The following is an 18,163-nucleotide window of genomic DNA, read 5'->3' as shown; positions in this document are numbered from 1 at the left end:
TCGCGCCGTGGCCTGCATGCGGCCCGGGCAGGCCGGCACCTCCGGGGCCGACGAATCCAATGGAGCCGAAATGGCCCGATACGAACTGCTCGACAACATCGCGCACAAGGACCTGCGCGTGGCCATCCGCTTCGGTGCCGGGTTCGGCGACGACGTGGGCATGGTCGAGGCTTTCCCGACCGAATTCGCGGAGCTGCAGCGCGAATACCCGATCTTCTTCCGCAAGGACCCCGAGGGCCGGTTCCACGCCGTCGCCCTGCTGGGCTTCGAGCAGCGCGAGAACCTGTACCTGGAAGGCGACCGCTGGAGCGCCTCGTACCTGCCCGGCGCGGTGGCGCGCGGACCCTTCCTGATCGGCTTCCAGGAACGCCAGGTCGACGGCCAGCTGCGCGCCGAGCCGGTGGTCCACGTCGACCTCGACAACCCGCGCGTGAGCGGGGACGGCGAACTGGTGTTCACCGCCAGCGGCGGCAACACCCCGTACCTGGACCGGGTCATCGCCGTGCTGCGCGGCATCAACGACGGCGTGCAGGCCGGGCGCGAGATGTACGCTGCGCTCGACGCGCTGCAGCTGATCCAGCCGGTGACCCTGGATATCCGCTTCGACGACAGCCACCAGGTCAAGCTGACCGGCCTGTACGGCATCGACCGCGAGCGCCTGGCGGCGCTGGACGCGGAGGCGCTGCACGGGCTGCACCGCTCCGGCTGGCTGGAAGGCGCCTACCTGGTGCTGAGTTCGCTGTACAACATGCGCCGGCTGATCGCCGAGAAGCAGCGTCGCATCCGCGAACAGGAAGGCGGGCAGGAACAGGCAGCCTGAGATGTTCGACCGGCTGGCAAGCGTGCGTGTGATCGAGGGCTGCCGCCCGGATGCGCTGCCCCTGGAAACGCTGCTGCGCGACAACCTGCCCACCGTGCTCAAGGGGCTGGCCCGCGACTGGACCCTGGTCCAGGCGGGCCTGCGTTCGCCGCAGGCGGCGATGGACGAGCTGCGCGCGCACTACAACGGCCGTCCGGTGCAGTACAACTGGGGCGCGCCGGAGACCGCGGGGCGGCCGTTCTACAAGCCCGGTTTCACCGAGCTCAACTGCGAGGTCCGCCGCGGCACCCTCGACCAGGTGCTGGACGAGCTGGCCGGCTACCAGGACGATCCACGGCCGCCGACGTACTACGTCGCCTCGCTGCTGGTCGACTACTGCCTGCCGGGCCTGCGCGCCGGCAACGACCTGGATTTCGCCGCGCAGGGGGTGCAGGCGCCGCCGGCGATCTGGATCGGCAACCGGGTCACCGCCTCCTGCCATTACGACGCGCCGAACAACATCGCCTGCTGCGCCGTCGGCCGGCGCCGCTTCACCCTGTTCCCGCCGGACCAGATCGGCAACCTGTATCCGGGGCCGCTGGAACCCACGCCGGGCGGGCAGTCGGTGAGCGTGGTCGATTTCAACGCGCCCGACCTGGAGCGCTTCCCGCGCTTCGGCGAGGCGATGGCGGTCGGCCAGACCGTGGTGCTGGAGCCAGGCGACGCGATCTTCATCCCGAGCGTGTGGTGGCACCACGTGCAGGGGCTGGACCCGTTCACCGTGCTGGTGAACTACTGGTGGGGAAGCATGCCGGCGTGGATTCCGACGCCGATGCACGCCCTTTACCACGCGATCTGGGCGTTGCGCGACCGGCCGGAGCACGAGAAGCAGGCCTGGCGCGAAGTGTTCGAGTACTACGTGTTCGGCCCGGCGGAGCGGGCCGGGGAGCACCTGCCCGAGGCCGCGCGCGGTTTCCTCGGGCCGTTCGACGAGACGGCCGCGCGCCGCATGCGCGCGCTGCTGATGGGCAAGCTCAACCGCTGATCCGCGCGGCAACGCGCGGTCGCGGAGCGGGACAGGGGCCGGCGGCGCAAGCGACGCCGGCGGGACGAACGGGCCGCGCGACGCGGCAACGCAATGCAGAGGGGAGGGAGTCTTGGAGAACAACAGGATCCGCAAGGTCGTCATCGCCGGCGGCGGTACCGCCGGGTGGGTGGCCGCTTGCGCGCTGACCCACCAGTTCCGCGACCTGCTGGACGTCACCCTGGTGGAGTCCGAGCAGGTCGGCACCGTTGGCGTGGGCGAGTCCACGATCCCGACCATCCGCACGTTCCACCGCCTGCTGCAGATCGACGAGCGCGAATTCCTCAGCTCGGTCGCCGGCAGCTTCAAGCTGGCGATCTCGTTCGAGAACTGGCTCCGCCCGGGTTCGCGCTACATCCATCCGTTCGGCACCACCGGCGTGAACACCTGGTCGTGCGACTTCCACCAGTTCTGGCTGGAAAGCCGCCGCCGCGGCATGCAGAGCGAACTGGGCGACTACTGCCTGGAGACCGTCGCCGCGCGCCAGGACCGGTTCGGCCTGTTCGATGCCGGCCAGAACGCCCAGCAGTGGTCGATGCGCTGGACCAAGGCGGCCACGGCGGAGCGTCGCGAGGTGAGCTACGCCTACCACTTCGACGCCGGGCTGTATGCGGCGTTCATGCGGGTCAAGTGCGAGGGCCGCGGGCTCAGGCGCGTCGAGGGCAAGATCGCGCAGGTGCGCCAGGATCCGGAGAGCGGCTACGTGCAGGCGCTGGTGCTGGAGGATGGGCAGGTCATCGAGGGCGACCTGTTCATCGACTGCACCGGCGCGCGCGCGGTGCTGAGCGAGCAGGCGCTGCACACCGGCTACGAGGACTGGAACCACTGGCTGCCAAGCAACCGCGCGGTGGCGCTGCAGACCGAAGCCGACGGGCCGCCGGTGCCGTACACGCGCGCGATCGCGCACGAGGCCGGCTGGCACTGGAAGATCTCGCTCCAGCACCGGATCGGGTGCGGCATCGTGTTTTCCGATGCGCACATGTCCGACGATGAGGCGACCGCCAGGCTGCTCGCCGAGAACCCGGCCAAGCCGCTGCGCGACCCGTGGATCATCCCGTTCCGCACCGGTCGCCGGCGCAAGGCCTGGAACAAGAACGTGATCGCGCTCGGGCTGGCGAGCGGCTTCATCGAGCCGCTGGAGTCCACCAGCATCCACCTGACCCTGAGCGCGGTCACCCGCCTGGTGCAGTTCTTCCCCTCCGAGGACATCAGCCAGGCGGCGGTGGACCGCTTCAACGAGGTCAGCCGCCAGGAGCTGGAGCACGTCCGCGATTTCGTCGTAATGCATTACCACCTCAACCAGCGCGACGAGCCGCTGTGGAAGCAGTGCCGCGAAATGGAACTGCCACCCGGCCTGGGCGAGCGCATCCGGGTGTTCCGCGAGACCGGCTACGCGTGGCAGGGGGAAGACGAACTGTTCCGCCTCGATTCCTGGACCCACTGCATGCTCGGCCAGGGCGTGATGCCGCGCAGCCACCATCCGCTGACCCGCGCGCTGTCGGACGCCGACCTCAAGCGCCTGCTCGAGGGCGTGCGCAGGCCGATCGAAGCCGCCGTGGCGGCCATGCCCAGCCAGGAGCAGTTCATCGCGAGCTACTGCAAGGCGCCGCCCTCGGCCTGGGAGGAGATGTACGCACGCGCCCGGCGGCACGAGCAGGTGACCGGCAGGATCGCCGGGCTCGGCGGCGGCCTGGTCCGGTGATGCGCCGATGCTGATCGAGGCGCATCCCGGACTGCACCTCCAGGTACGGCGGATCGGCGCCGAGGGCGCGCCGCTGCTGGTCATCGACCAGCTGGTGGCCGATCCCGACAGGCTCGTGCGCAAGGCCGAGCGCGGGCACTTCACCCCGCAGGGGGCGATGTTCCCCGGGATCCGCATGCGCGCGCCGCTGTCCTACGAGGCCTTCCTCGAGAAGCTGCTGCGACCGCTGATGGGGGAGGTGTTCGGGTTGCCGCCGCAGGCGCGGCTGGCCTTCCCGATGTGCCACTACTCGCTGGTGACCCGGCCGCCGGAGAAGCTGGTGTTCCTGCAGCGGATCCCGCACATCGACTCGGCCACCGGGCGCGGCCTGGCCACGGTGCACTACCTGTTCCAGGAGGGCTGGGGCGGCACCGCCTTCTACCGCCACCGCAGCACCGGCTACGAGTACGTGGACGAGGAGCGGGAGCTGCCCTACTTCACCCGGCTGCAGATGGAGAGCCTGGGCCCGGACGCCCCGGGCCCGGGCTACATCGGCGAGGACACGCCGCTGTTCGAGCGCATCGACAAGGTCGACGGCGTCTACAACCGGATGCTGGTGTACCGGCGCAACTCCCTGCACTCGGCGACCATCGACAACACCCGCGTCCCGCCGCCGGACCCGCGCAACGGGCGGCTGTCGATCAACACGTTCATCGACGTGTTTCCCTGACGCCGCTGCCTGCCCGGGCGGCGATCCCTCGACGCCCGGGCCGCTCCAGCCGGGCAGGGCCCATTGAGCAGGATCAAGGATTCCCCGATAGGCGGTTGCTAGCCTGCATGCGAGGCAATCCGTGGCAGGGGAGGCGGCATCCGTCCTCCGGCCAGGGGCGTCGACCGGCAGCACGGGGGTCCGTGAGCAGCCGTTACTGGAATTTTGAGACGGATTTCTCATATTCTTAAGGCTTCGCCACCCAAGGACGGGCCCGGGACCGCATTTCGGTCGCCGGCGGGAGGCGCTCGGGCTGTACTTGGGTTCATGAATCTGAACAACACGCTGGACTACTACCGCTCGCAGTCCTGTTCGCCCCAGTGGCGCGGATTCCTCCGTGCACTGGCGGAAGAGGTGGCGCAAGGGCTGGACGAGGACGACCAGGCGCGGCTGATGGCCCGCATCGGTCGCCGCTTCGCCCAGGCCCACCCGCTGCCGAAGGCCGCCACCCTCCAGGAACTCCAGGCCCATGTCGATGCCCTCTGGTCCTCGCTGGACTGGGGCTTCGCCGTGTTCGAGGAGCAGCCGGACCAGGTGGTGATCCGCCACGTCGCCTCGCCGCTGGCCGCGGTGCTGGGACAGACGTCGCTGGCCACGGGCTTCCTGGAAGGGGTCTACCGCGAATGGTTCCGGGCCGCCGGCATGTCCGCGCGCCTGGACGTCAGCACCGGCGCGACGGAATCCCCGGATGTGGCCACCTTCCTTCTCTGTCGTGTGTCGTGAGCAGGTCCCATTGATGAGCAACAGCAAGTCCCAGGTCGGCGTTCCACTCGACGATGTAGCCGGCCTGTTCGCCCGGGTGGGCGTGCAGGGTGACGCGCCCGTCGGCTACCAGGCGTTCTCCCTGGCCGCGCTGAAGGCCCCGGCCGCCCCGGTTGCGCCGACCACCGCCGCGCCCGAGGCCGCGGCGGCCGCCGAACCGGTCGAATCCGCGCCCGAGGTGCCGGCCGCCGAGGCCGTGCAGGCCCCGGCCATCGCCGCCATGCAGGCGCCGTCTACCGGCACCCTCCTGGCGATGCTGGCCGAGCCGGCCGCCACCCGCGCGACCGTCGCCGGCCCGGCGCCGCTGCGCGGCACCGTGGTCCGGATCGATCCGGCGCGGGGCGCGGCGGCCAAGCCCACCAGGACCCCGCTGGAGCAGCTGTTCCAGCGCCTGGCCGAAGGCGGACGGAGCGAGTCCAGCGGCGAGGAAAGCCCGCTGCGCCGCCTGTTCCGCTGATCGCAATCCCGGGGTTGCGCGACGCCGGAGCATCGGGCCGGCGGCAGCCCCCCATTCCCGATGAGAACGCGACCGGTCGCCCGCGCGGCCGGTGAAGGAGTATCGATGGAACCGCAACGGGGCCCGCAGGGCCAGGCGCGAGGCGCCTGGATCGCCCGCGTCGTGCTGTGGGCGATCGCCCTGCCGGTGCTGGCGTTCGTGGCCACCGTGCCGCTGGCGGCCGGCCCGCAGCTGGTGTTCTCGGCGGTGGTATTCATCGCCGCGCTGTTCCTTCGCCGCAACGGCAGCCGCCTGGCGGTGCTGGCGATGATGGGCCTGTCCCTGGCCATGTCCACCCGCTACATGTGGTGGCGCCTGACCGAGACCATGGGCTGGAGCAGCTTCGTCGACCTCACCCTCGGCCTGGGCCTGGTCCTGGCCGAGGTCTACGCCTACCTGATCCTGGTGCTGGGCTACTTCCAGGTGTCCTGGCCGCTGAACCGCAAGCCGCTGCCGCTGCCGGCGGACCAGTCGCAGTGGCCGACGGTGGACGTGTTCATCCCCACCTACAACGAGCCGCTGTCGGTGGTGCGCACCACCGTGCTGGCCGCCACCGTGCTGGACTGGCCGGCCGACAGGCTCAACATCCACGTGCTCGACGACGGCCGCCGCGAGGAGTTCCGCGAGTTCTGCGAACAGGTCGGCGTGCACTACATCACCCGCACCAACAACAACCACGCCAAGGCCGGCAACATCAACGCCGCGCTGAAGAAGACCAGCGGCGAGTTCGTCGCCATCTTCGACTGCGACCACATCCCGGCGCGCTCGTTCCTGCAGGTGTCGATGGGCTGGTTCCTGCGCGACCCGGAGCTGGCGGTGGTGCAGACCCCGCACTACTTCTTCTCGCCGGACCCGTTCGAACGCAACCTCGGCACGTTCGGCAAGGTGCCCAACGAGGGCAAGCTGTTCTACGGCCTGCTGCAGGACGGCAACGACGTCTGGGACGCCACCTTCTTCTGCGGCTCCTGCGCGGTGATACGCCGCGAACCGCTGGAGCAGATCGGCGGCGTGGCCGTGGAGACGGTGACCGAGGACGCGCACACCGCGCTGCGCCTGCACCGCAACGGCTACCACAGCGCCTACATCCCGATCCCGCAGGCCGCCGGCCTGGCCACCGAGAGCCTGTCGGCGCACGTCGGCCAGCGCATCCGCTGGGCCCGCGGCATGGCCCAGATCTTCCGCGTGGACAACCCGGTGTTCGCGCGCGGCCTGCGCCTGGTGCAGCGCATCTGCTACACGAACGCGATGCTGCACTTCTTCTACGGGCTGCCGCGGATCATCTTCCTGACCGCGCCGCTGGCGTTCCTGTTCTTCGGCGCGCACGTGATCCACGCCTCGGCGCTGATGATCATGGCCTACGCGCTGCCGCACATCGCCCAGTCGATGGTCACCAACCTGCGCGTGCAGGGCCGGCACCGCCACCTGCTGTGGAACGAGGTCTACGAGACCACCCTGGCCTGGTACATCCTGCGCCCGACCCTGATGGCGGTGATCAACCCGAAGCTGGGCAAGTTCAACGTCACCGCCAAGGGCGGCCTGGTCGAGCGCGCCTACTTCGACGCGCAGATCGCCAAGCCCTACCTGGCGCTGCTGGCGCTGAACCTCGCCGGCGTCGCCGCCGGCGCGATCCGCCTGCTGATCGCCGACGGCGCCGGCGAGGTGCAGACCATCTGGCTCAACCTCGGCTGGACGGTCTACAACATGATCATCCTCGGCGCGACCATCGCCACCTCCAGCGAGCAGCGCCAGATCCGCCGCGCCCACCGCGTGCCGCTGCAGGTGCCGGCGACGCTGTACCTGGCCGACGGCCAGGCGCTGGCCTGCACCACCAAGGATTTCTCCACCGGTGGCATGGCCGTGTGCCTGGCCGAGCCGCGGCCGGTCCAGCCAGGCGAGCCGGTGGAGATCGAGCTGGTCCTCGCCGGCCTGCGCAGGCGCCTGCCGGCGGAAGTGCGCCAGGACCGCGAGGCGCTCGGGATCAGCCTGGAGTTCCGGCCGATGACGCTCGAGCAGGAGCGCTGGCTGGTGGCCACCACCTTCGCCCGCGCCGACCTGTGGGTGACGCTGTGGGACCGCCACGAGCCGGACACCTTCCGCCGCTCCGTGGTGGAGGTCCTGCAGGCCAGCACCCGCGGTTTCCAGCGCCTGGCCGCCCACGTCTGGAACAGCAGCCGCCAGGGCTACCGCTCCGGCCGCCGCGCCGAAGACCCGGCATGAACTTCCGCCGTCCGTTCCTCCCGTCCCCCCATTCCGGTCCACGCATGCGCCTCCCAGCCCTGGCCGTCTTCGCGCTCACCTTCCTGTCCGGCCTGGCCCACGCGCAGGCGCCGATGGCGCCGCCGCAGGCCTTCGCGGCGGACGCGCCGGCGACGACGCTGCCGATGCGGCAGTCGCGCGCCACGCTCAAGGACCTGGGCATCGACTACGAGATCACCCTGCGCGGCATCCAGGGCACGGCCGGCGTGCCGTTCTCGGTGCGCAGCGACCAGGTCGTGCAGCGCGCCAGCCTGCACCTGAAGTACAGCTATTCGCCGGCGCTGCTGCCAGACCTGTCGCACCTGAAGGTGACGGTCAACGGCGTCACCGTCGCCACCGTGCCGGTGCCGGCGGAAGACGCCGGCCGCGAGCTGGAGCGCGACATCGACATCGATCCGCGCCTGGTCACCGACTACAACCGGCTCAACCTGCAGCTGATCGGCCACTACACCCGCGACTGCGAGGACCCGGACCACACCAGCCTGTGGGCGAACATCGACCGCTCCAGCTACCTGGAGCTGGGCTGGGCGCCGCTGGCGCTGACCGACGACCTGTCGTTGCTGCCGGTGCCGTTCTTCGATCCGCGCGACACCGGCCGGCTGGTCCTGCCGTTCGTGTTCGCCGGCCGGCCCGCGCATCCGGTGCTGCAGTCGGCGGGCATCGTCTCGTCCTGGTTCGGCGCGCTGGCCGGCTACCGCGGCGCGCGCTTCCCGGCGTTCCTCGACGCGCTGCCGCTGGAAGGCAGCGCGGTGGTCGTCGCCACCGGGCGCAATCCGCCGGCCGGGCTGCAGTTCCCCGAACTGCGCGGGCCGACCGTGGCGGTGGTCGCCAACCCCAACGATCCGCAGGGCAAGCTGCTGCTGGTGCTGGGCCGCGACGAGGAGGAACTGCGCGTGGCCGCCAGCGCGCTGGCCTTGGGCACGCCGCTGTCCGGCAGCGTCGCCACCATCGACGGCTTCAAGGACGCCGCACCGCGCAAGCCGTACGACGCGCCGAACTGGGTGCCGTCCGACCGCCCGGTGCGCTTCGCCGAGCTGGTCGAGGACACCTCCGAGCTCAATGTCGCCGGCTACCACCCGGACCTGGTGCGGATCGGCCTGCAGCTGCCGCCGGACCTGTTCGTGTGGCGCAAGGAAGGCATCCCGCTGCAGCTCAACTACCGCTACACGCTGCCGGAAGGCGCGGACAAGTCGGCGCTGAACGTCAGCATCAACGACGCCTTCGTCACCACGCTTCCGCTCAACGGCACCGTCTACGAGAGTTCGCTGTCGCGGCAGGCGCTGCACCGGCTCAAGCCCAGGGGGAAGATGCCGATCCGGCAGCCGCTGGTGCTGCCGACCGGGCCATTCTCGGCCAACAGCCAGCTGCGCTTCCATTTCTTCTTCGACCGCCCGCAGGCCGGGGCATGCAAGAACACCTTCCCGGACGTGTCGGCGGCGATCGACGACGATTCGACCCTGGACCTCAGCGGCTTCCACCACTTCATCGCCATGCCCAACCTGGCGGCGTTCGGCAACGCCGGCTTCCCGTTCACGCGGATGGCCGACCTGGCCGAGACCGCGCTGGTGATGCCGGACAACGCCGGCGCCGACGACATCGGCAATGCGCTGACCCTGTTCGGCCGCCTCGGCGCGGCGAGCGGCTACCCGGCGCTGCGCAACCAGGTGATCGGCGCCACCCAGGTCGAGGAGTTCGCCGACCGCGACCTGCTGCTGCTCGGTTCGCGCCGCACCCAGCCGCTGTTCGAGCGCTGGGCCGGACACCTGCCGATCGGCGAGGGCGCCGAGGGCCGGCGCTTCCGCCTCAGCGACTGGGCGTACGGGAAGCTGCCGGCGTTCTTCTCGCCCGACGGCCGCCGCACCGACCTGCCGACCACCGCCGAGGTGACGGTGCGGCCGGGCCCGGGCGACGTGGTGCTGATGGGCTTCGAATCGCCGCTGCGCGAAGGCCGCAGCGTGGTCGCGGTGCTGGCCGACGACCCGGGCCAGGTCGGCCGCCTGTTCCAGGCCTGGTTCGATCCGGCCTTGCTGGCGAAGTTCCAGGGCAGCGTGGTCCTGCTGCAGGGCGAGAAACTGCTGAGCCTGCAGGGCAACCAGACCTACCACGTCGGCCGGCTGCCGCCGCTGGTGGCGGCGCAGTGGTTCTTCGGCCACAGCCCGGTGTGGCTGGGCGTGTTGCTGGTGGCGGTGGCGCTGGTGCTGGCGCTGATCGCGCGCTGGCTGCTGCGCTGGCGCGCGCGTCGGCGGCTGGCGGTCGGGAACTGAGGTGGAGCGGTACCTGTTCCAGCGCCGCGAGCTGCTGGCCGCCCTGCTGGGCGGCGCGGCGCTGGCTGCGCTGCCGGCACCGGCACGCGCGGCCGGCTGCGGCGAATGGCCGGAATGGCGCGCGTTCGTGCGCAGGCACGTCGAGCGCGACGGCCGCGTCGTCGACTTCGCCAACCCCGACCTGCGCAGCACCTCCGAAGGCCAGTCCTACGGGCTGTTCTTCGCCCTGGTCGACAACGACGCCATCCTGTTCGAGCGGATCCTGGCCTGGACCCGCCGCAACCTCTGCGCCGGCCGCGCCGACCTCAACCTGCCGGCGTGGCTGTGGGGCCAGGCCGGCGATGGCAGCTGGCGCGTGCTCGATGGCAACTCCGCCGCCGACGGCGAGCTGTGGATCGCCTATGCGCTGGCCGAGGCGGGGCGGCTGTGGAAGCGTCCCGGCTTCGTCGAGGCCGCGCGGCAGATCCTGGCGCTGATGCGTACGGCAGAAGTCGCCGAGCTGCCCGGCTTCGGGCCGATGCTGCTGCCGGGCACGCAGGGCTTCGTGCGCAAGGACCGCTGGATCCTCAATCCCTGCTACCTGCCGCTGTTCGTGCTGCGCCGCTTCGCCGCGCTCGAGCCGAAGGGGCCGTGGGCGCGCATCGCCGAGCGCGGCGTCGAGCTGCAGCGGCTGGCCTCGCCGGCCGGTTTCGCGCCGGACTGGATCGCCTGGAACGGGCGCGCCTTCGTGGTCGACCCGGAGAAGGGCGCCATCGGCAGCTACGACGCGATCCGCACCTACCTGTGGGCCGGCATGACCGACGCCGCCGATCCGCTGCGCGCGCGCCTGCTGCAGGCGCTGTCCGGTCCGATGGGCATGCTGCGCGCGCAGGGCGCGTTCGCCGAGAAGATCGACACGCGCAACGGCGTCGGCCATGGCACGCCGCCGCCGGGGTTCGCCGCCGCACTGCTGCCTTACCTCTCCGCCCTGGGCGCCACCGCGCAGCTGCGCGCGCAGGCCCGGCTCGTTCCCGCATCCGGTGCCGCCGCCGAGGCCCTGCCGTACTACGACCGCTGCCTGGTCCTGTTCGGCAAGGGCTGGCTGGACGGCCGTTTCCGCTTTTCCGCTGACGGGCGGCTGTTGCCCGCCTGGAGTACCCAATGTTCCGCAAGTCGCTGAAGCCGATCTGCCTGGTCGGCCTGTCCGTCCTCACCGCGTCGGCCCTGGCCCAGGGCTCGGCCACCCAGCAGCTGGTCAACCAGGGCAACTACTGGCTCGACCAGGGCCGCGAGGACCTCGCCGCCGATGCCTGGCGCAAACTGCTGGCCGCCGATCCGAAGCAGCCGGACGCGCTGCTCGGCCTGGGCCTGATCGACCTCAACCAGGGCCGTCGCGACGAAGCGCAGCGCCGCCTGCAGCAGCTGCAGGCGGCGCACCCCGATGCGCCGCAGACCGCGCGCCTGCGCGCCGCGCTCGGCGGTGGCGGCGGCACCAGCCCGCTGCAGGCCGCGCGCCGCGCTGCAGCGGCGGGCCGCTACACCGAGGCGGTGGCCGCCTACGACCAGGTGTTCGGCAAGGCCGGCCCGTCGGACGACGTGGCGCTGGAGTACTACCAGGTGCTGGCCGGTACTCCGGACGGCTGGGAGCGCGCGTGCGACGGCCTGCGCCAGCTCGCCGCCCGGCGCAGCGAACCTTCGGTGGCGCTGGCCCTGGCCCAGGTGCTGACCTACCGCGAACCCGGCCGCCGCGAAGGCATCGCCAGGCTGCAGGCGCTGTCGGCGCATCCGCAGGTCGGCGGCCCGGCGCGCGCCGCATGGCGCCAGGCGCTGCTGTGGCTCAATGCCAGCCGCACCGACGAACCGCTGTTCCAGGCCTTCCTCGAGAAGCAGCCCAACGACCGCGAGGTCGCGGCGAAGCAGGCACAGCTGCGCGAACGCGCCGCGGCGGCCGCCGTGCAGGAGGATCCCAACCGGCGCCTGCTCGGCGAAGGTTTCGCCGCGCTGGATGCAGGCAAGGTCGAAACCGCCGAGGCGCGCTTCGCCCAGGTGCTGCGCGCGCGTCCCGGCGATGCCGAAGCGCTCGGCGGCCTGGGTTCGGTGCGCCTGCAGCAGCAGCGCTTCGCCGAGGCCGGCGAGCTGCTGCGCAAGGCCGCCGCGGCGAATTCGAAGTGGCGCACGGCGGCGGATACCGCGCGCTACTGGCAGACCCTGCAGGAGGTGCGCGGCGGCAGCGGCGGCGCCGATGCGCTGGCCCGGGTCGAGGAAGCGGTGCGGCTGAAGCCGCGCGAGGCCGCCGGCTACATCGTCCTGGCCGGCCTGCAGGACGGCAGCGATCCGGCCGCGGCCGAGCGCAACTACCGCAAGGCGCTGGAACTGGACGCCGGCAACGCCGGCGCGCTGCAGGGCCTGGCCGCGCTGTACGCGCGCCAGGGTCGCGCCGCCGAAGCCGCGGCGCTGTTCGCGCGGCTGACGCCCGAGCAGCAGGAGAAGGCCGGTGGCGCCGCCACCCTGCGTGCCAGCGCCGCGCGCGCCCGTGCGCAGCAGGCGCTGGCCGCCGGCGAGACCGAGGTGGCCCGGATCGAACTGGAGGATGCGCTGCTGGCGCAGCCGCGCGATCCGTGGCTGCGCCTGGAACTGGCGCGCCTGTACCAGCGCGCCGGCCGCCCCGACCAGGCGCGCGGGATCATGGACGGCCTGCTCGCGCAGGAAGAAACGCCGCAGGTGCTGCACGCGCGCGCGCTGTTCGCCCAGGACCAGGGCGACTGGGCGGCGGTGTACGCCAACCTCGAGAAGATCCCCGCCGCCGCGCGCGATGCCGAAATCACCGCGCTGCACGATGCGGCGTGGATCGAGCTGCAGGGCGCGCAGGCGCGTTCGCTGATGGCCCAAGGGCGCAACGGTGAAGCGCAGCTGCTGCTGGCGCGGGTCGAATCGGCGCTGGGCGAACGCCTGGAACGTCCGGCCACGGCCGCCGCGCTGGCCGGCGCCTACGCGGATATCGGCAGCCAGCAGCGCGCGCTCGTGCTTGCCCAGCGCCTGGTGCAGGGGCCGGAAGCGGGGCTGGAGGCGCGCCTGCAGTACGCCTCGGTGCTGCTGCGCGCCGGCCAGGACGTGGAAGCCTCGGCGATGCTGCGGCAGCTGCGCGACGAACCGATGTCCGCGGCGCAGGCCAAGCGCTACCAGGACCTGCGCACCGGTTACGTGATGCGCCAGGTCGATGCACTGCGCGAGCTCGGCAACCTCGAGGGCGCGTACGAGGCACTGGCGCCGGTGCTGGCCAGCCAGCCGCAGGACCCGCGCGCGATCGCCGCGCTGGCGCGCCTGTACGAGGCGGCCGGCGACCACGGCCAGGCGCTGGCGCTGTACCGGCAGCAGCTGCAGCTGGCGCCGGGCGACACCGATGCGCTGGTCGCGGCGGCTGGCGCCGCGGCGGCGATGCGCGACCTGTCCAGTGCGGAGACCTACCTGCAGCAGGCGCTGGCGCAGGCGCCGCAGTCGCCGCAGGTGCTGGCCGCGGCCGGTCGCGTCTATCGCGCCGCCGGCAAGAACCGCAAGGCCGAAACCTATTTCCGCGCCGCGCTGGCGGCGCAGGCGCGCGGCGCCGGGCAGCAGGACATCGGCTACCCGGCCGCGTCCAGCGCGTTCGCCGGCAGCGGCGGGCGTGCGTTCAATCCCTTCGCCGGCATCAACGGCACCGGCGTGCGCGATGCCGCGCTGCGCGGCGACGGCCTGCCGCTGCCGGCGATGGCCGCGAGCCCGGCACCGATGCCTTACGGCGGGTCCACGATGGTGCCGGCCGCGCTTCCGGCGGCGGGCGTGTCGCTGGATGCGGACGGCCTGCCGGCGCCGGTCAGCGCCAGTGCGCCAGCCATGGCCGCGACCGCGCTGCCGCCGCCGCAGCGCGGTCGTCGCGACGTGGTGGCCGCACCGGTACCGGCAATGGTGCCGCCATCCACCGCCGGCGCGGCGCCGAGCCTGGTCGACGAGCTGCGCGAACTGCGCGGCGAGACCAGCAGCAGCCTCGGCGTGGGTGCGTCCTACCGCAGCCGCGACGGCGAGGCCGGCCTCGGCCGCCTCGACGACCTCGAGGTGCCGCTGGAAGGCCGCTTCGCCGTCGGCGACGGCAAGGTGCGCGTTGCCGTCACCCCGACCATCCTCGATGCGGGCGAGGTCGGCACGGACTACAACCAGGCCAGCCGCTTCGGCGCCGGTCCGGAAGCCGCGCTTGCCGGCGCGCTGGCCGCCGACAGCGCGCCGGTCGACGCGCTGCTGGATTCGTCGATCTACCGCGTCCTGCTGACCCGCGGCGACAGCACTGCCACGCGCGAGCTGATCTACGAGAACGCGATGCAGAGCGGCCGCTACTTCGAGCTGTTCAACCAGACCGATGGCAGCCTCAGTGCGGCCGAGCGGCGTGCCCAGGCGATGGAGGCGCTGTACGCCGATCCGTTGCCGGCCTTCATCCTCTCGCGCGACCTGGGCGGCATGGCGATCGGCGACATCGCCGCGCAGCTGCTCGGCAATACCACGCTTGCCCGCGCGTTGAACGGCGAGGAGCAGGCGCGGCTGAAGGCGCTGGCCTCCGGCAGCGCCGCCGGCCAGACGCCGGTGCAGTTCCATGACACCCTGCGCGCGATGGTGGCCAATGCCGCCGGCGCGCGGCCGGTGGGCAGCCAGGATGCCGCGGGCGTCGGCGTGTCGGTGGGCTACGAGCAGGGTGGCTTCCACGCCGACATTGGCAGCACCCCGCTGAGCTTCGGCGATTCGCAGGTGGTCGGTGGCATCGGCTACCAGGGCCGCGCCGGCGACAGCCTGACCTGGTCGGTGGAGGCTTCGCGCCGTCCGGTGACCGACAGCCTGCTGTCCTTCGCCGGCGTCGAGGATCCGCGCACCGGCCTGGCCTGGGGCGGGGTGACCGCCACCGGCGCGCGCCTGGACGCGACCATCGACAACGGCCAGGTCGGCGGCTACGCGAACATCTCCGCGCATCGCCTGGAAGGCGAGAACGTCGCCGGCAACGACCGCCAGGAACTGGGCCTGGGCGTGTACGCGCATGCGCTCGAACGCGACAACCAGTCGCTGACCGCGGGCCTGAACCTGACCGCGATGCGCTACGACCGCAACCTCAGCCGCTTCACCTTCGGCCACGGCGGCTACTTCAGCCCGCAGGAGTACATCGACGTCGGCTTCCCGGTGCACTGGAACGGCCGCAACGGTGCGCGCACGGTGGCCTGGCAGGTCGACGCCAGCATCGGCGTGCAGCACTTCAAGGTCGACGCGGCGCCGTACTTCCCGGACGATCCGCAGCTGCAGCAGGCCGCCTACGACGCCGCGTCCATCGCCGCGCTGCTGGGCCTGGTGCCGGAGTACGTCGAACCGGTGTATGCGGCGCAGAGCCATACCGGCCTGTCGTACAACCTCAGCGCCGCGGCCGAGTGGCAGCTCTCGCGCCAGCTGTTCCTCGGCGGCCGGGTAGACCTGAACAACGCCCGCGACTACCGCCAGTACGGCACCAACCTGTACCTGCGTTTCCTGCTCGACCGCTTCGGCGCCAACCTCGGCCGGCAGCCGCAGCCGGTGCGTTCGCCCTACGCCGACTGAGCCGTTCAGCCGGTCCCGGCAGCCTTGCGCTGCCGGGACCGGAGCCGACGCGCGCGCCGTGCGTCGGGGCCATCGCTGCCCGCCCCGGCACCCGGCCGCTTCTCCTCTCCGCATGCACTTTCCGGCGAAACCTTCGGTCGCCGGCGTGCCCTCGCATCTGCGGTTGCAGACCCCGCACTTCCGCTTCGCGTCGTGCCAATATCCGCTGGCCGGCAGGGTCCAGTTCCGTTCGACGGAGCCGCGCCATGCCCCCGGGTGCGGTTGTCGAGGTCCAGTACCGGCGAAGAGGGCTGCATGAATCCCACCACCGTGCTGTTGCTGCAGCTGGTCACCATCCTGGCGCTGGCGCGGCTGTGCGGCTGGGTGCTGCGCCGGTTCGGCCAGCCGCCGGTGATCGGCGAGATGGCGGCGGGCCTGCTGCTGGGACCGATGGTGTTCGGCGCGCTGCTGCCCGGCGCGCACGCGGCGCTGTTCTCGCCCACGTCGCTGCCGGCGCTTTCGGGACTGGGCACGATCGGCGTGGCGTTCTTCATGCTCATCGTCGGCGCCGAACTGCGCGCGCCGGACGGCGACCGCCGCCAGGTGCGCGCGGCGGTGTCGATCGGCGTGCTGGGCATCGCCTTCCCGCTGCTGCTGGGCCTGGCGCTGGCGCCGTGGCTGTACCGGCGGATGGCCCCCGACGGGGTGGGCTACTGGCCGTTCGCGCTGTTCATCGCGGCGGTGATGTCGGTGACCGCGTTCCCGGTGCTGGCGCGGATCCTCAAGGACCGCAGCCTGGCGCGGAGCACGCCCGGCCGGCTGGCGCTGAGCGCCGCGGTCATCGACGACGCCTGCGTGTGGATCTTCCTCGCCCTGGTGCTGGCGCTGTCGGGCGGCGGCTCCGGCGACAGCGTGGTTCTGGCGATCGGTGGCGGCGTGGCGCTGGTCGCGGTCGTGTTCGTGCTGCTGAAGCCGCTGTATGCGCGCCTGCTGCGTCCGCACCCGGGCACCGCGGAGCCGCCGCCGTGGGTGATGGTGTGGCTGCTGATCGGCGTGCTGGCCTGCGCGGCGGCGGCGGAGTGGGTCGGGCTGCATGCGGTGCTGGGCGCGTTCCTGTTCGGCCTGTGCCTGCCGCGCGAGGAATGGCTGCTGCACTACCTGGTCCGCCGGATCGAACCGATGGCGGTGCTGCTGCTGATGCCGGTGGTGTTCGCACTGGCCGGACAGAACACCACCAGCCACGCCTTCGCCGGCGCCGGCCTCGGCGCGCTGGCGCTGATCCTGCTGGTGGCGGTGGCGGGCAAGATCATCGGCTGTGCCGCCGGCGCCCGGCTCAGTGGCTACGGCTGGCGCGACAGCCTGGCGGTGGGTTCGCTGATGAACGCGCGCGGGCTCATGGAGCTGATCGTGATCAGGATCGGTTTCGATGCGGGCCTGATCGGGCCGGAGCTGTTCACCCTGCTGTTCGCGATGACGCTGGTCACCACGCTGATGTCCTCGCCGTTGCTGAGCCTGTTCTACGGCCGCGGACGCCTGGCGGCGGGCGCCGCCGCGCACGGGCTGCAACCGGACCGCTAGCTGGCGCGGACTTCCCCGAGCAGGCAGACCGGAGCCGGGCAGGGCAGGCGTGTCGTGGCCCTGCCTGCGGCGGCAGGTATGATGCCGGGCCAGTGCGCGGGGAGACGCGAATGCCGGATGCAGTGCAGTGCGTGGAGTGCGGACATGCCGTGGGCGGGCCCGTGCGCAACTTCTGTCCAGGCTGCGGCCAGCCGGCGACGGCACGCCGGATCGACTGGACCTGCCTGGCCGAGCAGGTCCGCCATGGCGTCCTGAACCTCGAGCGCGGGCTGGGCTATTCGCTGCGCAACCTGCTGCTGCGTCCCGGGCGGCTGATGCGCGATTACATCGAGGGCCGGCGCGCGCGCCAGGCCAGGCCGTTGCCGCTGCTGCTGCTGGGGGCCGCGGCGGTCGTGCTCGTAGGGCGCGTCGCCGCCGGCGGCGACGTCATCGGCTCGGCCGTGCTCGCGGGCGTCGAAATGTCCGGCAATCCGGATCCGGATGCGGTGCTCGCGGCGCAGGATTCGGCGAGGGCGGTGCAGGCCTGGGCGAACCGCCACTTCGCGGCCATCACCCTGCTGTTGCTGCCGGTGGAAGCGCTGGCCCTCCGCGTCGCGTTCCACCGCGTCGGTGGCCTCAACTATCCCGAGTGGCTGGTGATCAGCACCTTCCTCACCGTGCAGGCCTTCATGTTCTGGATCGCCGGGCTGCTGTTGCAGCGCTGGATCCCGGGTGCGACGGGCTGGGCGATGTCCTGCGCGATCGTCTTCCAGCTGCTCTCGCTGGCGCAGTTCGCCGGCTACCCGTGGTGGAAGTCCGTGCTGCGCGGCGCGCTGGGCCTGTGCCTGTACACGGTGGTGCAGTCGGCCATCACCCTGGCCGCGTTCGCCGTGGCCGCGCTGGTGCGCTGAGCCTTGCGGCGTCCACGAAGAAGAA

At 71.9% G+C, this 18,163-nt stretch carries 12 protein-coding genes; all 12 read left to right on the top strand.

Annotation, left to right across the window (positions count from 1 at the left end):
• Positions 1–70: 70 nt before the first annotated feature.
• The 12 genes from M503_RS0108765 (at position 71) to M503_RS0108710 (ending at position 18,138) form a co-directional block, all read left to right on the top strand.
• Positions 71–820 (top strand): SapC family protein, encoded by a 750-nt coding sequence (locus M503_RS0108765; protein WP_028919847.1) that lies wholly within the window; start codon positions 71–73, stop codon positions 818–820.
• Between the two features lies 1 nt (position 821).
• Positions 822–1,844 carry a cupin-like domain-containing protein gene (locus tag M503_RS0108760; RefSeq protein ID WP_028919848.1) on the top strand — a complete coding sequence of 341 codons (1,023 nt, stop codon included), beginning with the start codon at positions 822–824 and terminating at the stop codon, positions 1,842–1,844.
• Positions 1,845–1,956: 112 nt separating this feature from the next.
• A complete protein-coding gene (locus tag M503_RS16075) occupies positions 1,957–3,585 on the top strand; it encodes a tryptophan halogenase family protein (RefSeq protein WP_081720990.1) in 1,629 nt (542 codons plus the stop codon).
• A 7-nt stretch (positions 3,586–3,592) separates the two neighbouring features.
• On the top strand, positions 3,593–4,294 hold the full coding sequence (locus M503_RS0108750; RefSeq protein ID WP_028919849.1) for a DUF6445 family protein: 702 nt from the start codon (positions 3,593–3,595) through the stop codon (positions 4,292–4,294).
• 306 nt (positions 4,295–4,600) lie between these two features.
• On the top strand, positions 4,601–5,056 hold the full coding sequence (gene bcsD / locus M503_RS0108745; RefSeq protein ID WP_024869995.1) for a cellulose biosynthesis protein BcsD: 456 nt from the start codon (positions 4,601–4,603) through the stop codon (positions 5,054–5,056).
• A gap of 13 nt (positions 5,057–5,069) precedes the next feature.
• Positions 5,070–5,552, top strand: coding sequence for a hypothetical protein (locus M503_RS0108740; RefSeq protein ID WP_028919850.1), 483 nt, complete (start codon positions 5,070–5,072; stop codon positions 5,550–5,552).
• Between the two features lie 105 nt (positions 5,553–5,657).
• Entirely contained in the window at positions 5,658–7,808 is a 2,151-nt protein-coding gene (gene bcsA / locus M503_RS0108735) for a UDP-forming cellulose synthase catalytic subunit (protein ID WP_028919851.1), read from the top strand.
• Between the two features lie 44 nt (positions 7,809–7,852).
• Positions 7,853–10,111, top strand: a complete 2,259-nt coding sequence (gene bcsB, locus M503_RS0108730; RefSeq protein WP_028919852.1) for a cellulose biosynthesis cyclic di-GMP-binding regulatory protein BcsB — start codon at positions 7,853–7,855, stop codon at positions 10,109–10,111.
• Between the two features lies 1 nt (position 10,112).
• Entirely contained in the window at positions 10,113–11,270 is a 1,158-nt protein-coding gene (gene bcsZ / locus M503_RS0108725; RefSeq protein ID WP_231472348.1) for a cellulose synthase complex periplasmic endoglucanase BcsZ, read from the top strand.
• The gene (locus M503_RS0108720; protein WP_028919854.1) at positions 11,252–15,691 is read left to right on the top strand and encodes a cellulose biosynthesis protein BcsC; all 4,440 of its coding nucleotides are present in this window, start codon (positions 11,252–11,254) and stop codon (positions 15,689–15,691) included. Before bcsZ ends, M503_RS0108720 begins: the two co-directional genes overlap by 19 nt.
• Positions 15,692–15,985: 294 nt before the next feature.
• The gene (locus tag M503_RS0108715) at positions 15,986–17,248 is read left to right on the top strand and encodes a cation:proton antiporter (protein ID WP_028919855.1); all 1,263 of its coding nucleotides are present in this window, start codon (positions 15,986–15,988) and stop codon (positions 17,246–17,248) included.
• Between the two features lie 149 nt (positions 17,249–17,397).
• Complete coding sequence (locus tag M503_RS0108710; RefSeq protein ID WP_197017200.1) at positions 17,398–18,138, top strand: DUF3667 domain-containing protein; 741 nt, start codon at positions 17,398–17,400, stop codon at positions 18,136–18,138.
• The last annotated feature ends 25 nt before the right edge of the window (positions 18,139–18,163 follow it).

The sequence above is a fragment of the Pseudoxanthomonas suwonensis J47 genome, assembly GCF_000513955.1.
Lineage (GTDB): Bacteria > Pseudomonadota > Gammaproteobacteria > Xanthomonadales > Xanthomonadaceae > Pseudoxanthomonas > Pseudoxanthomonas suwonensis_C.
The sequence above is the reverse complement of the archived record's forward strand: the minus strand, read 5'-3'. Positions and strand labels throughout refer to the sequence as shown.